The sequence below is a fragment of the Brevundimonas sp. MYb52 genome, assembly GCF_002979535.1.
In the GTDB taxonomy this organism is placed as follows: Bacteria; Pseudomonadota; Alphaproteobacteria; order Caulobacterales; family Caulobacteraceae; genus Brevundimonas.
In genome coordinates, this window is sequence record NZ_PCPB01000001.1 from 652,318 (window position 1) to 666,142 (window position 13,825).

Consider the following 13,825-nt stretch of genomic DNA (forward strand, 5'->3'; position numbering starts at 1 on the left):
ACCTTGATAGGCGTCGGGGCCGTGCTCATCGCCGCTCCGGCGGTGGCGAAGGCCGCGCCGCGCCGCGTGGTGTCGCTGAACGCCTGTCTCGACGCCATCCTGGTCCATGTCGCCGACCGGGGGCAGATCGCGGCCCTTAGCCACTATGCGCGCGAACCGGTCGGCTCGACCATTTCCGAGGTGGCCAAGACCCTGCCTTTCACCTGGGAGACGGCCGAGGAAGTCATCGCCTTGCGTCCCGATCTAGTGCTGACCAGCCGTCACAGCGCCCTGGCCACCCGCAATGCCCTGGGCCGCATGAACATTCAGACAGAGCTGTTCTCTGTGCCCGACAGCGTGGCCGCCAGCCTGGACCAGGTGCGCGAGGTCGCCCGTCTGGTGGGGCGCCCGGCGCGGGGCGAAGCCCTGATCGCTCGCATCGAGGAGGCCATCGCCGAGGCGGCCCCGCCGGCGGGATCACAACCGCTGAAAGCCCTGATTTATCAGCCCAACGGCTTCGCCGCCGGGCGCGGCACCTTGATGAATGAGATGATGACCCGGTCGGGATTTGAGAATGTCGCCGGGCGATACGGCCTCGGCAAGTGGGGCAATGTCCCGGTCGAGCGCCTGCTGGCTGATCCGCCTCAGGTCCTGCTCAGCGGCACTCCCGCCCTGGGCTCGCGCACCTGGGCCGATCGGGTGATGGGTCACCCGGCGCTGGCCTCGCTGTCCGATCGAATGGTGCAGGCGCGGCTGGACGAGAAACTGCTCTATTGCGGCGGCCCGGTGTTGATCCAGACCGCCGCCGCCCTGGCTCGGGCGCGCCGCACGGCGCTGGAGGCCCTGACATGACCCTGCCACGTCCCCTGGTGATGATCGGGCTGCTGTTCCTGATCGCCGCCCTGTCCGTCGCCAGCATGAGCGCGGGCCGGGTCTGGATTCCGTGGAGCGATTGGGCGAGCCAGAAAGGCGACCCGGCTTGGGCCATCCTGTTCGAGCTGCGCCTGCCGCGCACGGTGCTGGCCCTGATGGTCGGGGCGGTGCTGGGCCTGACTGGGGCGGCGCTGCAAGGCTATACGCGTAATCCGCTGGCCGATCCGGGCATGCTGGGCGTCTCGACCATGGCGGCCCTGGGGGCGGTGCTGACCTTCTATCTGGGCGCGGCGGCGAGCGCGCCCTGGGTGTTGCCGGTCGCGGCCATGATCGGGGCGGGGATCGGCGTCCTGCTGTTGCTGGCCCTGGCGGGGGCGACCAGCAGCGTCGTCACCTTCATCCTGGCCGGGGTGGTGATCCAGACCATGGCCGGAGCCGGGGTGGCGCTGGCGCTGAACCTGGCCCCCAATCCCTGGGCCGTGAACGAGATCGTCAACTGGCTGATGGGATCGCTGGCCGACCGCAGCGTGGTCGAGTTGAAGCTGGCCGCGCCGGGGATGATCCTGGGCTGCCTGCTGCTGGTGACGCAAGGAAGGACGCTGGACGCCTTGACCCTGGGCGAGGCGGGGGCGCGGTCCCTGGGCGTGCGGCTGGATGCCGGACGTCTGATGTTGGCGCTGGGCGCGGCCTTGGCGGTCGGGTCGGCGGTGGCGGTGACGGGGTCGATCGGCTTCGTCGGCCTGATCGTGCCGCATCTGCTGCGGCCCTTGATCGGGGCTCGGCCCGGCGGCCTGCTGCTGCCCTCGGCTCTGGGCGGCGCGGCCCTGGTGCTGGCGGCGGATATTCTGGTGCGGCTGACCCCTTCGGCGGAGATCAAGCTGGGCGTGGCCATGGCGGCGCTGGGCGGCCCCTTCTTCCTGGCCCTGTTGATCGGCATGAGAAGGAAACTGGCATGAGCCTTCTGAGCGCGAAGACCCTGTCCGTCCGTCTCGGCGACAAGGCGGTGTTGGACGGCGTCGGCGCGGCCTTTGCGCCGGGTCTGGTGACGGCGGTGGTCGGGCCGAACGGGGCCGGCAAGTCGACCCTGCTGGACTGTCTGGCGGTCCTGAGGAAGCCCGACACTGGGCAGGTGACGTTGGACGGGCGCGCGCTGCACGCTCTGCCGCCACGCGAGCGAGCGCGTCGGATCGCCTACCTGCCCCAAAACGCCGAGATCGCCTGGGCGGTGGACGGCCGCACCTTCATCGGCCTGGGCCGCACCCCCTATGTCGGGGCCTGGGGGCTGACGACCGAGGACCGGGCGGCGGTGGCGCGCGCCATGGCGGTGACGGGCGTGGAAGGCTTTGCCGATCGCGTCGTATCTACCCTGTCGGGTGGCGAGCGGGCACGGGTGCTGATCGCGCGGGCGCTGGCGGGCGATCCGCAATGGCTGTTGGCCGATGAGCCTCTGGCGGGGCTGGACCCGGGCCATGTGCTGGATGCTTGCGACCTGTTCCGGCGGCTGGCGGATGAAGAGGGGCGGGGCGTCGTCCTGACCCTGCACGATCTCGACGCGGCCCTGCGCGTGGCGGATCGGGTGATCGTTCTGGCCGAGGGGCGGGTGCTGGCCGACGCCGCCCCGGTCGAGGCCCTGTCGCCCGCCGTGCTGAAGGCGGCTTACGGTGTTGAAGCGCGGACGCTGGAGGGCGCGCGCGGCCCGGTGCTGGAGATGGTCGGTCGTGCCCGCTAGCGTCGCGACGCCTTGGATCGTCGCGGGGGCCCTGCTGGTTGAGGGGGCGATTGGTTGGCCGCGCCGTCTGAGCCATCCGGTCGTCTGGATCGGTGGTCTGATCGCGAGGCTGGAACGGCGTTGGAACCGCCCGGAACAATCGGCGAAGACTCGGCGCGCACTGGGTGTTCTGACTGTCCTGATCTTGCTTTGCGTGGCAGGCGGCGCGGGGTGGGGCATCGAGCGTCTGGCCGCCGCGGCGCCCTTCTGGCCGGGGTTGGCGCTGCTGTTGATCTGGGGCGCGACGGGCCTGGCGGCGCGCAGCCTGTTCGAGCACGTCCGCGCCGTTTCTCGTCCTCTGACGGCGGGCGACCTGTCGGCTGCGCGTTGCGCCGTTGGCATGATCGTCGGCCGCGATGTCGAGGCGATGGACGAGGGCGAGGTCGCGACTGCCGCTCTGGAGAGCCTGGCTGAGAGTTTCTGCGACGGGGTGGTGGCGCCGGCCTTCTGGTTCGTGGTCGGCGGCCTGCCGGGGCTGTTCGCCTACAAGGCCGTCAACACCGCCGACAGCATGATCGGCCACATGGAGCCGCGCTGGCGGGCCTTCGGATGGGCGGCGGCGCGGACTGATGATGCCATGAACTGGATTCCGGCCCGGATCGCGGGGGCGTTGATCGCGCTCGGCGGTTGGCAGGGCTGGCGGATCATGTGGCGCGATGCGCGCAAGCATGCCTCGCCCAACGCCGGATGGACCGAAGCCGCCATGGCTGGTGCGCTTCGGGTTCGGCTGGGCGGTCCGGTTCGCTATGAGGGCGTCATGACCTACCGACCTGACTTCGGCGATTGGGCGCGGCCCCGCGCGCATGATCTGCAACGAGGTCTGCGCGTCTATGGCGTCGCGTGCGCTGTGCTTTTGATTTCGCTGATCGCAGGAGGCTTCGCATGGCCGCGTTGATGATACAGGGGTGCGGCTCCGATGTCGGAAAGTCGGTTCTGGTCGCGGGGCTGTGCCGATTGTTCGCAAATCGCGGTCTGACGGTCCGGCCGTTCAAGCCGCAGAACATGTCCAACAACGCCGCCGTCACGGCTCCAGACGCCGAGGGGCGCGTCGGCGAAATCGGTCGAGCTCAGGCGCTTCAGGCCCTGGCCTGCCGCACGCCGCCGACGGTGGACATGAACCCGGTCTTGCTGAAACCGCAGAGCGATACGGGCGCTCAATTGGTCGTGCGCGGGCGGGTCGAGGGCGTGTGGCAGGCGGCGGGCTATCAGGACCGCAAGGCTGCGCTTCTGGACGTGGTTCTGGACAGCTTCCGGCGTCTTCAGGCCGAGGCTGATCTGGTGATCGTCGAGGGGGCGGGCAGTCCGGCGGAGGTCAATCTGCGCGCCGGCGACATCGCCAACATGGGCTTTGCGCGAGCCGCCGACGTGCCGGTGATCCTGGTTGGCGACATTGATCGGGGCCATGTGATCGCCGCCCTGGTTGGCGCCCGCGCCGTGCTGGACCTGGCGGATGGCGAAATGATCAAAGGATTTTTGATCAACAAGTTCCGGGGCGATCCTGAGCTATTTGATCAGGGGCGTGCCGAGATCGTGAGGCGCACCGGGTGGGCCGACCTGGGGATGGCGCCGTGGCTGGCCGACGCTCGCGCCTTGCCGGCCGAAGATGCGGTGGTGCTGGACCATGCGATGGCGCCGGGAGCGGGCCGGCGTGTCCGCATTGCCGTGCCCATGCTGTCGAGGATTGCCAATTTCGACGACTTCGACCCGTTGAGACATGAACAGAGCGTGGATTTTGGCTTCGTTCCGCCGGGACAAGCCCTGCCGGGTGACGCGGATCTGATCATTCTACCGGGCACCAAGGCGACGCTGGCGGATCTGGCCTTTCTGCGGGCGCAGGGCTGGGACGTGGACATCAATGCTCATGTGCGGCGCGGCGGGCGGGTGCTGGGCGTGTGCGGCGGCTATCAGATGCTGGGCCGGACGATCAGCGACCCCGACGGCGTCGAGGGCGTTGCGGGCTCGGCGCCGGGGCTTGGGCTGTTAGACGTCGAGACCGTGCTGGCCGGGGACAAGACCTTGCGACGCGTCGAAGGACAGTTGGCGTCCTCGGGCGGCGCCTTCGACGGGTATGAAATCCATATCGGCCGCACTGATGGTCCCAATACCGCATGTCCGGTCGCTCGTATTGACGATCAGCCGCATGGCGCGACTTCGGCGGACGGCCGGATCGCGGGTCTCTATGTCCATGGCCTGTTCGACCGGCCAGAAGCGCGAGCGGCCCTGTTGGCCGAGCTGGGAGCGGTGTCGGACGGCGTGGATCAAACGGGTCGCGTCGATCAGGCCTTGGATCGTATCGCCGCCGTTCTGGAAACCCACTTCGACATCGCGGCGCTGAGCCGGATCGCAGGCCTGACATGAGTAATTTGACCGACCTTCTGACCGTGCCTGCTCTGGATGGGGCATGGCAAGGCGCGCTGAAACAGGCGCTGGACGGCAAGGCCAAGCCTCCAGGCGCGCTGGGTCGGGTCGAGGAACTGGCGCTGAGGCTGGGCCTGATCCAGGGACAGTTGCGTCCTTCGGCGGCGCGACCTGTGCTCCTGGTTTTCGCTGGGGATCATGGCCTGACGCGCTCAGGCGTGGCGGCCTTTCCATCGGGCGTGACCGTGGCCATGGTGGACACGCTTCTGGCGGGCAAGGCCAGCGCCAACGCCTTTGCGCGCGTGACCGGCGTTGAGGTGCGTGTGATCGATGCGGGCGTGGCGGCGGACATGTCGGATCGGACGGGTCTGGTTCACGCCAAGATCGCGCCGGGCACAAAGGACGCGTCGTTGGAACCGGCCATGACGTCTGCTCAGGCTGAGGCCGCGCTCTCGGCAGGGGCGCGGGTGGCTGCAGACGCCATCGCCGACGGCGCCGATCTGATCGCCCTTGGCGAAATGGGTATAGGCAACAGCGCTGCGGCCGCCTTGCTGATGCACCGACTGGCGCCAGCGCCGCTGGACGACTGCGTCGGGCAGGGCGCGGGCCACTCACTGGAAGGCATGGCGAGGAAGCGTGCGGTCCTGGCAAGGGCGGCGGCGCGATCGGACGCCAAGGAGCCGCTCGAGGTTCTGACCCAGTTCGGCGGGTTCGAGATCGCCATGATGGCTGGCGCGCTGCTCGGGGCGGCGAGAGGGCGTGTGCCGGTGATGGTGGACGGTTTCATCGGCTCGGCGGCGGCTCTGCTGGCGGTGCGCCTGGCGCCAAATGCGCGCGATTATTGCCTGTTCGCTCACGCCTCGGCCGAGGCGGGGCATCGGTTGATGCTGGAGGCCCTGGACGCCCAACCTCTGCTGCACCTGGACATGCGGCTGGGCGAGGGGACCGGCGCGCTTCTGGCTGTGCCTCTGGTCCGGGCCGCCTGCGCCCTTCTGGCCGAGGTGGCCGAACTGGCCGACGTCTTGGAGGCGGCGGGTTGATCCGGCGTGAGGCGCGCCTGTTTGTTTGTGCTGTGCAGTTCCTGACGCGAATTCCGACGCCGCAACTCGCCGGTTTTCAACTGGAATGGATACAGCAGAGCGCGCGCTACTATCCCTTGGTGGGCCAGATCGTAGGCGGGGCGTCGGCCCTGGTCCTCTATGGCGCTGCCCATATCTGGAGCCCATGGATCGCGGCGATTCTGGCGATGGCCGTCGGGGTTGTCTTGACGGGCGGCTTCCATGAGGATGGCCTGGCCGATACGGCGGACGGGTTGGGCGGGGGGCTGACCCGCGAGCGGCGGCTGGAGATCATGAAGGACAGCCGGCTGGGCTCCTATGGCGCGCTGGCGCTGGGGCTGGTCTTGGCGCTGCGGGTGGCGGCCCTGGCTATGCTGGTGCAGTTCTCGCCCTTTTTTGCGGCCATCGCATTATTGGCCGCGCATGGTCTGGGACGCGCGGCGGCGGTGGGGGCGATGACGGTCATGCCCTACGGCGGCGACCCCGGCATGGCCAAGGAGGGCAGGCCGGACCGGGCCTCGCTGTTGGGCCTGACCGTGGCGGTCCTGATCGCTCTGTGGCCCCTGGTCTTCTTCTCGCCGGCTACGGGAGCTGCCGGCTTGGCCCTGGGCCTAGTGTTTGGCGTGGTTCCAGCCTGGCTGGCGTGGCGCCTGATCGGCGGGCGCACGGGGGACGTGCTGGGCGCGGTGGAGCAGGCATTTGAGGTCGGCTTCCTTCTGGCCGTCGCCGGGTTGGCGGCTGCAGGATGAAGCTGATCGTCGCGCCTCTGCACGAGGTCGCCGGGCTGGCGGCTCGGCATCAGCCGTCGCATCTGATCAGCCTGGCCTCGCCAGGCCACGTCGATGCGACGCTGACAGATGCTTCGCCGCACCGACTGGACCTCAGGTTCAATGACATCGCCGAGTCACGCGCCGGGCTGACGCCGCCGACCGAGGCGGATGTCGCCGCTTTGCTGGCCTTTGCCGCAAGCTGGGACGGGGCGAGGCCCCTGCTGATCCATTGCTGGGCGGGGGTCAGCCGCTCCACGGCGACGGCCTATGTCATCGCCTGCGCTCGCTCAGAACCGGGCAAGGAGGCGGCGTGGGCCGAGCGCCTGCGCGCCGCCGCCCCGACCGCCACGCCGAACCCTCTGATCGTGAGCCTAGCCGACCGCCTGTTGGTGCGCGACGGGGTCATGAACCGCGCCATCGCCGCCATCGGGCGGGGCGCGGAGACTGCCTGGGGAGAGGCCTTCGAACTCGACCTGTCGTCCCAAGGAGCCGCATCCCTATGACCGAAGCCGAACTGAACGCCCGCCACGCCGAGAAGATGAAGAAGGTTCAGGCCGCCCGCGCCCGGATGATGCAGTCCAAGACGGTGGAGCGCGGTCTGGTCATCGTCCACACAGGGACCGGCAAGGGCAAGTCGACGGCGGCCATGGGCATGGTCTGCCGCATGATCGGTCACGGCATGAAGGCGTCGATCATCCAGTTCATTAAGGGAGCGATGGAAACGGGCGAACAGAACCTGTTCGACGCTTTTCCCGATCTGGTCGAGATGCGACCCATGGGCGAGGGCTTTACCTGGGACACCCAGGATCGCGCGGCCGACATCGCCAATGTCCGACGTGCCTGGGAGGCGGCCAAGGCGCGGATCATGGACCCAGAGTGGAAGATGGTGGTCTGCGATGAGTTGAACATCGCCCTACGCTACGATTATCTGCCGGTCGAAGAAGTGCTGCAGGTTCTGGCCGCCCGTCCCGTCGACACCCATGTCGTCATCACCGGCCGCAACGCCCCCGACGCCTTGATCGAGGCGGCGGACCTGGTCACCGACATGCAGATGGTGAAGCATCCCTTCCGTAGCGGGGTGAAGGCGCAGGCCGGGGTCGAGTTCTGATGACGGCGCGTCTGGTCGTCTGCACGACCTGTCGTTTCTCGGCCGATGCGCCGACTGACGCCGCCGGTCTATCCGGAGGGCTCCGCCTGCTGGATGTCGTCTCAGCGGCTGTGGAGGGCGTCGATGAACTGCGCGTCGAGGAGCAGGCCTGTCTGTGGGCGTGCGTCAGTCATTGCGCCGTCTATCTGGCCGAAGCGGGCAAGCCGGGCTATCTGGCCGGGCGTTTCGCGCCGACGCAGGAAGCGGCGCAGGCCGTGATCGCCTTCGCTCGCCTCTACGCCGCCAGCCCAAACGGCGCGGTGGCCTATCGTGACTGGCCCGAGGGCATGAAGGGCCACTTCATCGCGCGTCTGCCGCCAGACCGGCTTGAAACCTAACTCCGTTCAGCGACCTTGGCGGCGTCCCACAGGGCGTCCATTTCGGCCAGATCGGACTGTTCGGGCGTGCGGCCGTCCTTGGCTAGTTCGGCTTCGATGAAGCCGAAGCGGCGGATGAACTTGGCGTTGGCGGCGCGCAGGGCGTCTTCGGGTTCGACCTCCAGCTTGCGGGCCAGATTGGCGACCACGAACAGCAGGTCGCCCAATTCCTCGCGCGCCTTGTCCTTGTCGCCGGCGGCGATCTCGACGCGCAGTTCCTCGACCTCTTCGGCCAGCTTGTCGAAGACCTCGTCGGTCGAGGGCCAGTCGAAGCCGACGCGGCCGGCGCGCTTGGTCAGCTTGGCGGCGCGGGTCAAAGCGGGCAGGCCAACCGGCACGTCGTCCAGCACGCCGTGCTGGGCCTTGGCCTTGCGCTCGGCGGCCTTGATGTCCTCCCAGCGCGCCTTCTGGGCCGAGCCGCTGGGCTTGGCGGCTTCCTCGGCGAAGACGTGCGGATGGCGACGGACCAGCTTGTCGGCCATGGCGTTAGCCACGTCGTCAAAGGCGAAATGTCCGGCTTCCTCGGCCATCCGCGCGTGGAAGACCACCTGAAACAGCAGGTCGCCGAGCTCGACCTTCAGCTCCTCCATGTCGGCGCGCTCGATGGCATCGGCGACCTCGTAGGCCTCCTCGATCGTATAGGGGGCGATGGTCGCGAAGGTCTGCTCGACGTCCCAGGGACAACCGCCGTTCGGATCGCGCAGGCGAACCATGATCTCTTTCAGGCGGTCGACGGAGTGGGTCATTCAGGCGGTCCCGGCGTCGCGGGCAGCCAGGGCCTCGCGGATTTCATCATGACGCTGGGGCGTCAGGGGATAGCCCTTCAACACCCAGGCGGTCGCTGCCAATAGCAGGCCGGGCAGGGCGATGAACATGACCTGCAGCATCAGCAGCGAGAAGTCGCTGTTGCCCTCTGGCCCCGGCAGGGCCTTGAACCCTAACCAGGGCAGGATGGCGTAGGGGGCAATGGCGAAGACGTGGCCCAGCTTGGTCGTGGCCGACAGGATGGAGAACATCAAGCCGGTGCGGTCCACACCCGTTTCCAGCCGCACCTCGTCGCCCGCGTCGGCCATCATGGCGCGCAGCAGGAAGAGGCCCGCCGCATAGGGCAGGCCGGCGATGAACATGGCCGTCGCCGTGAGGGCGAAGTTGCCGCCGGGAACAAGCGTCGCGCCGACATAGAAGACGGCGAAGATCAGGCTGGCGGCAGCCAAAGCCTTGTCCTTGCCGATCCTGGTGGCCAGCCAGGCCCAGATCGGCGCTCCAACCAGACCGGCCATGAAATAGATCAGCATGAACAGCGACGCCTGGGTGTGGTCGTAGCCCTTAATCTGGCCGAAGAAGAAGAACAGCAGCGACCCTGTGATGCCCGGCGCAATGCCCAGCAGCAGGTCGGCGATCAGCAGCTTGCGCACCGTCTTCATCTTGAACAGGGCCAGGTAGGCGCTGGGTCCGCCATGCGGGGCGGCGCCGGCGTTGACCGGCTCGGGCACCGCGAACATGGCCAGACCGATAGTCAGCGGCAGGGCGATGATGATGGCCCACCCCATGATCCGCACGCCGTCGGCGTAGTCGCCGATCCCAGACTTCACCACCACGGTCGGCAGGATCAGGATCAGGATGACCCCGATGATGTTGAACACCTGCCACCACCCATAGACCCGGCTGCGCTGGTCATACTGGGGCGCCAGCACCGCGGCCCAGCCGAGCTGGCCCAGGGTGCCGATGGAGAAACCGAGGTAGAGGACCAGCAGCCAGGCGAACAGATAGGCCGGTCCCGCGCCCGGCTGGACCATGACAAACATCATCAGCGCCGACAGCATCAGGATCGGCGTCGAGATCGCCATCCACGGACGATAGCGGCCGAAAGCCGTCCTGGTCTTGTCCATGCCCCAGCCGATGAAGGGATCGAACAGGATGTCGATCACCCGCACCGCCATGAAGACGGCGGCGACCATGCCCATCTCCATCCCGACATGGGTGGCGTAGAACTCGGGCAGGGTGACAGGCAGGGCCACGCCGAAGGCCGCCAACGGCAGGCAAGGGCCGGAAAAAGCGGCCAGGACAGCGTTGGAGCGGCGGGGAGCGTCAGCGACGACAACAGATGACATCAGGCGTCCGGGCTTGGTCGGCCTGAGTCGGCCGCAGCTTCACCATGCCGGTTTTCCGCCGACAGGCGAAGTCGCCCTTGCGGTTCGCGGCAAGCTGGGGCCTGCTGGCCTCATGTCAGTACGATTTGCAATCCTCGCCGCGGCCTTTGCGGCGGTCATCGGCGGCGCCGGAGCGGCTCAGGCCCGAGATACCGCCGTAGCCGATGGCGGCGCCCAGATTTGCGACCGGCCGACCAGCGCCTGGGATGGCGCGGCCCAGGCCAACGGGATTTCGCTTTACACCTTGGAATGGTCGCCGTTCGGGTCGCCGGAATGGGGCTGGGAGACCTATTCCCCCCTGATCCAGCGCGAGATCGGCAGCCCCTGCGATCCGGCCTCGCCCGCCTTCGCCGAGGCCCTGGCTGGGTTTCAGGCGCGATACGGACTGACGGCGACAGGTCAGTTCGATCAACCGACCTTCCAGGTGTTTCGCGGCCTGTGGCAGGAGCGCCGGCCCTTCGTCATGGCGCGGGTGAGGGGCGAGTGCCCCGAGCCGCCGCCGATCAGCCTGCTGGGCTATCTGTCGCCGCAGGAGGAGCACGCCGAGCGCCTGACCCGTCTGCTGCGCCGCGACGTTCTGGACGCCTATCGCCGCATGGCCGCCGCCGCCCGCGCCGAGGTTCCGGCCATCGCCGCCGACCCAGAGCTCATGCAGATATTCTCAGGCTTCCGCGACCCGGAGGCCGACGCTGCAAGATGCGCCGCGCAGGGCAATTGCGACGGGGTGCGACGCGCCGTCTGTTCGCCGCACCGGACTGGCACGGCCATCGACATCCACGTCGGCCATGTCGCGGGGATGGGGGTGGATTCCACCGATCCGATGAGTCGTCGTCATATGGCGCAAGGACCGGCCTATCGCTGGCTGGTGACCAATGCTTCGCGCTTTGGCTTTACGCCCTATGTTTTCGAGCCTTGGCATTGGGAATGGACAGGCAATGATACGGCCGCTGGCGGACGGTGAGGCGGCGCTGGCGCGCGAGGTGTTCGGCGCGGCGCTGCGGCTGGATGACATCCGTTTTCTGGGATCGCCCTGGCCGTTCGACCGAGCCTTCGTGCCGGGTGCCTGGTTCGGGCGCGACTGGATCGTCTGGCCGAAGAAGACGCTGGAGCCGGACCTGTCGCGAGCGCCGCTGCGGACCCAGGCCGTTTTCATCCACGAACTGGTCCATGTCTGGCAGGCGCAGAACGGGCTGAACCTGCTGCTGAGCAAGCTAAGGGCGGGTGACGGTCCTGCCGCCTACGCCTATCCGCTGGACGACTTGTGCGACTGGACAGGGCTGAACATCGAGCAGCAGGCCATGGTGGTCGAACACCGCTTCATCCTGTCGCGCGGCGGGCGAGCTCCGGCCAGTCAGGCCTTCTACGACCGGGTCTGCCCGCTGGCGCAGCGGACCATGTAGGTCCACGCCTGACGGACGAGCCGTCAGGCGTGGCATAACGTCCGTGTCAGGCCGCCAGGTTTTCGTCGGCGGGGCCGAAGAACTCGTAGTGGATGCGATCAGCCGGCACGCCGGCGGCGGCAAGGTCCGACACCAGGGCGCGCAGGAAGGGTCGGGGACCGCACAGATAGTAGTCGGCGTCGTGGATCGGCGTCTGCTCGGCCAGCCAGGCGCCCGAGATCACGCCTTGGCGGTCGTGGCGCTCGGCGTCGTTCGCTGCAGCGGTTTCATAGAAAACCGTGCTGCGGGCCTTGGGATGGGCGGCGGTCAGGGCGCGAACATGCTCGCCCATGGCGTGGGAGGCCGCGTCGCGCGCGCCGTGGACATAGTGGACCTCGGCATCCAGTCTTTCAGCCACGATCGTCTCCAGCATGGAGACCATGGGGGTCAGACCGACGCCGCCGGACAGCAGGACGACGGGTCGTTGAGGCGCTTCGGGCAGGAAGAAGTCGCCGGCCGGGGCGCCGACCTTCAACACCATGCCGACGCGGGCGTTGTCGTGCAGCCAGCCAGAGGCCAGCCCCTTGTCCTCGCGTTTGACTGAGATGCGATAGGTCTCGTCGTTCGGCGCGCTGGAGATGGAGTAGTTGCGCTTGACCGGGGCATGGCCGGGCACATCGAACCAGAAGGTCAGATACTGACCGGGGCGGTGGCGCAGAACCGGACCGCCGTCCTTGGGCTTGAGCACGAAGGAGGTGATGACCGAGCTTTCGGGACGAACCTCGACCACTTCAAAGGCGCGCCAGCCGTTCCAGCCGCCCTTGGCTGCCGCCAGGCTCTCATAGAGCGCTGCTTCCCGGGTGATCAGGATGTTGGCCAGGAACCAGTAGGCCTCGCCCCAGGCCGTCATGATCTCTTCGGTCGCCGCATCCCCCAGGACGTGGGCGATGGCGCCCAGCAGGGCGTTTCCGACATGGGGATAGTGCTCGGGCAGGATCTGCAGGCCGACATGCTTCTGGGCGATGTGTTCGACCGCTGCGGCCAGGGCGCCGAGGTTATCGATGTTGTTGGCATAGGCCAGGATGGCGCCGGTCAGAGCGCGCGGTTGCGAGCCGGTGTCGCCGTGGTGCGACTGATTGAACAGGTCGCGAATGTCGGGGTTCTGGAACATCCGCGAGTACATCTCGTGGACGATGTCGAGGCCGTGGGCTTCGAGGGCGGGAACGGTGGCTTTGACAAGCGCAATCGTGCGCTCGCTGAGGGCTTGGGCCATCAGAGGTCTCCAGGGTTGATGATTTAAAGGGTCGGAACGCGGCGGCTACTAGCCGTCCGGCGCTCGGTGTTCGAACGCGCAGGCTGTTACGAGATCATCGCTGTGTGATGGGTCGTTCATCGGCGCTGCCTAAACATGTATTAGTAATGCATCTATAACCCTGAGTTTGAAACAAGCAAACGAAATGCATATAAAAAGCCGTGCGGCGAGGTGACGCGTGATCGGAGAGCCTGATGCGCCTGACGCGCTACACTGACTATGCGATGCGGGTGCTGCTCTATCTGGGGGCGCGGCCTGAGCGTCTGTGTTCGATCTCAGAGATCGCCAGCGCCTACGACATTTCCCAGAACCATTTGATGAAGGTGGTCAGCGACCTCGTGAACGCAGGCTATCTGGTCAGCGTCCGCGGACGGTTCGGCGGGGTGCGGCTAGCCAGGGCGCCCGTTGAAATCAATATCGGCGCTGTCGTCAGGCACACGGAAGACGGCTTTGACCTGGTCGACTGCGGCAGTTGTATCATCGCACCCGCCTGCGGCCTGACCGGTGCGCTGCATCAAGCCCTGGCCGCATTCATGCAGGTGCTGGATGGCTATACGCTGGAGAGCCTGCTCAGCCGGCGGGCCGATTTGTCTGGCTTGTTCGATCAGGCGGGCAGCCGCTCCCCCGCACTGGACGACGCCCGGTCGCGCTGAA

Annotated in this window: 16 protein-coding genes; 13 read left to right on the top strand and 3 right to left on the bottom strand. The window is 67.6% G+C overall.

Annotated features, from left to right (window positions below; genetic code table 11):
• Positions 1 to 21: 21 nt before the first annotated feature.
• From CQ039_RS03195 to CQ039_RS03240, 10 genes are read left to right on the top strand one after another with little or no spacing between them, the layout of a single operon-like run.
• Positions 22 to 831 (top strand): ABC transporter substrate-binding protein, encoded by an 810-nt coding sequence (locus CQ039_RS03195; protein ID WP_105564688.1) that lies wholly within the window; start codon positions 22 to 24, stop codon positions 829 to 831.
• Complete coding sequence (locus CQ039_RS03200; protein WP_105564679.1) at positions 828 to 1,808, top strand: iron ABC transporter permease; 981 nt, start codon at positions 828 to 830, stop codon at positions 1,806 to 1,808. Before CQ039_RS03195 ends, CQ039_RS03200 begins: the two co-directional genes overlap by 4 nt.
• Entirely contained in the window at positions 1,805 to 2,581 is a 777-nt protein-coding gene (locus CQ039_RS16920) for an ABC transporter ATP-binding protein (RefSeq protein ID WP_105564678.1), read from the top strand. The genes CQ039_RS03200 and CQ039_RS16920 overlap by 4 nt, the downstream gene beginning before the upstream one ends.
• Positions 2,571 to 3,515, top strand: coding sequence for an adenosylcobinamide-phosphate synthase CbiB (gene cbiB, locus CQ039_RS03210; RefSeq protein ID WP_199183598.1), 945 nt, complete (start codon positions 2,571 to 2,573; stop codon positions 3,513 to 3,515). Before CQ039_RS16920 ends, cbiB begins: the two co-directional genes overlap by 11 nt.
• Positions 3,503 to 4,978 carry a cobyric acid synthase gene (locus tag CQ039_RS03215; protein ID WP_105564677.1) on the top strand — a complete coding sequence of 492 codons (1,476 nt, stop codon included), beginning with the start codon at positions 3,503 to 3,505 and terminating at the stop codon, positions 4,976 to 4,978. The genes cbiB and CQ039_RS03215 overlap by 13 nt, the downstream gene beginning before the upstream one ends.
• On the top strand, positions 4,975 to 6,018 hold the full coding sequence (cobT, locus tag CQ039_RS03220; protein WP_105564676.1) for a nicotinate-nucleotide--dimethylbenzimidazole phosphoribosyltransferase: 1,044 nt from the start codon (positions 4,975 to 4,977) through the stop codon (positions 6,016 to 6,018). Before CQ039_RS03215 ends, cobT begins: the two co-directional genes overlap by 4 nt.
• Entirely contained in the window at positions 6,015 to 6,785 is a 771-nt protein-coding gene (gene cobS / locus CQ039_RS03225; RefSeq protein ID WP_233191903.1) for an adenosylcobinamide-GDP ribazoletransferase, read from the top strand. Before cobT ends, cobS begins: the two co-directional genes overlap by 4 nt.
• On the top strand, positions 6,782 to 7,309 hold the full coding sequence (locus CQ039_RS03230; protein WP_105564675.1) for a tyrosine phosphatase family protein: 528 nt from the start codon (positions 6,782 to 6,784) through the stop codon (positions 7,307 to 7,309). Before cobS ends, CQ039_RS03230 begins: the two co-directional genes overlap by 4 nt.
• A complete protein-coding gene (cobO, locus tag CQ039_RS03235; RefSeq protein ID WP_105564674.1) occupies positions 7,306 to 7,914 on the top strand; it encodes a cob(I)yrinic acid a,c-diamide adenosyltransferase in 609 nt (202 codons plus the stop codon). The genes CQ039_RS03230 and cobO overlap by 4 nt, the downstream gene beginning before the upstream one ends.
• The gene (locus tag CQ039_RS03240; RefSeq protein ID WP_105564673.1) at positions 7,914 to 8,291 is read left to right on the top strand and encodes a DUF1636 domain-containing protein; all 378 of its coding nucleotides are present in this window, start codon (positions 7,914 to 7,916) and stop codon (positions 8,289 to 8,291) included. Before cobO ends, CQ039_RS03240 begins: the two co-directional genes overlap by 1 nt.
• Here CQ039_RS03240 and mazG read toward each other — a convergent pair.
• Together mazG and CQ039_RS03250 are read right to left on the bottom strand one after the other, a co-directional pair.
• A complete protein-coding gene (mazG, locus tag CQ039_RS03245) occupies positions 8,288 to 9,076 on the bottom strand; it encodes a nucleoside triphosphate pyrophosphohydrolase (protein WP_105564672.1) in 789 nt (262 codons plus the stop codon). The two genes, CQ039_RS03240 and mazG, sit on opposite strands and share 4 nt — an antisense overlap.
• Positions 9,077 to 10,441 (bottom strand): MFS transporter, encoded by a 1,365-nt coding sequence (locus tag CQ039_RS03250; protein ID WP_105564671.1) that lies wholly within the window; start codon positions 10,439 to 10,441, stop codon positions 9,077 to 9,079.
• 112 nt (positions 10,442 to 10,553) lie between these two features.
• Here CQ039_RS03250 and CQ039_RS03255 point away from each other — a divergent pair, with 112 nt between their 5' ends.
• Complete coding sequence (locus CQ039_RS03255; protein WP_105564685.1) at positions 10,554 to 11,441, top strand: D-alanyl-D-alanine carboxypeptidase family protein; 888 nt, start codon at positions 10,554 to 10,556, stop codon at positions 11,439 to 11,441.
• Positions 11,416 to 11,880, top strand: coding sequence for a hypothetical protein (locus CQ039_RS03260; protein WP_105564670.1), 465 nt, complete (start codon positions 11,416 to 11,418; stop codon positions 11,878 to 11,880). The genes CQ039_RS03255 and CQ039_RS03260 overlap by 26 nt, the downstream gene beginning before the upstream one ends.
• A gap of 46 nt (positions 11,881 to 11,926) precedes the next feature.
• Here CQ039_RS03260 and hmpA read toward each other — a convergent pair whose 3' ends face one another.
• Entirely contained in the window at positions 11,927 to 13,132 is a 1,206-nt protein-coding gene (gene hmpA / locus CQ039_RS03265; protein WP_105564669.1) for an NO-inducible flavohemoprotein, read from the bottom strand.
• 233 nt (positions 13,133 to 13,365) lie between these two features.
• Here hmpA and CQ039_RS03270 point away from each other — a divergent pair, with 233 nt between their 5' ends.
• The gene (locus tag CQ039_RS03270) at positions 13,366 to 13,824 is read left to right on the top strand and encodes an Rrf2 family transcriptional regulator (RefSeq protein WP_105564668.1); all 459 of its coding nucleotides are present in this window, start codon (positions 13,366 to 13,368) and stop codon (positions 13,822 to 13,824) included.
• The last annotated feature ends 1 nt before the right edge of the window (position 13,825 follow it).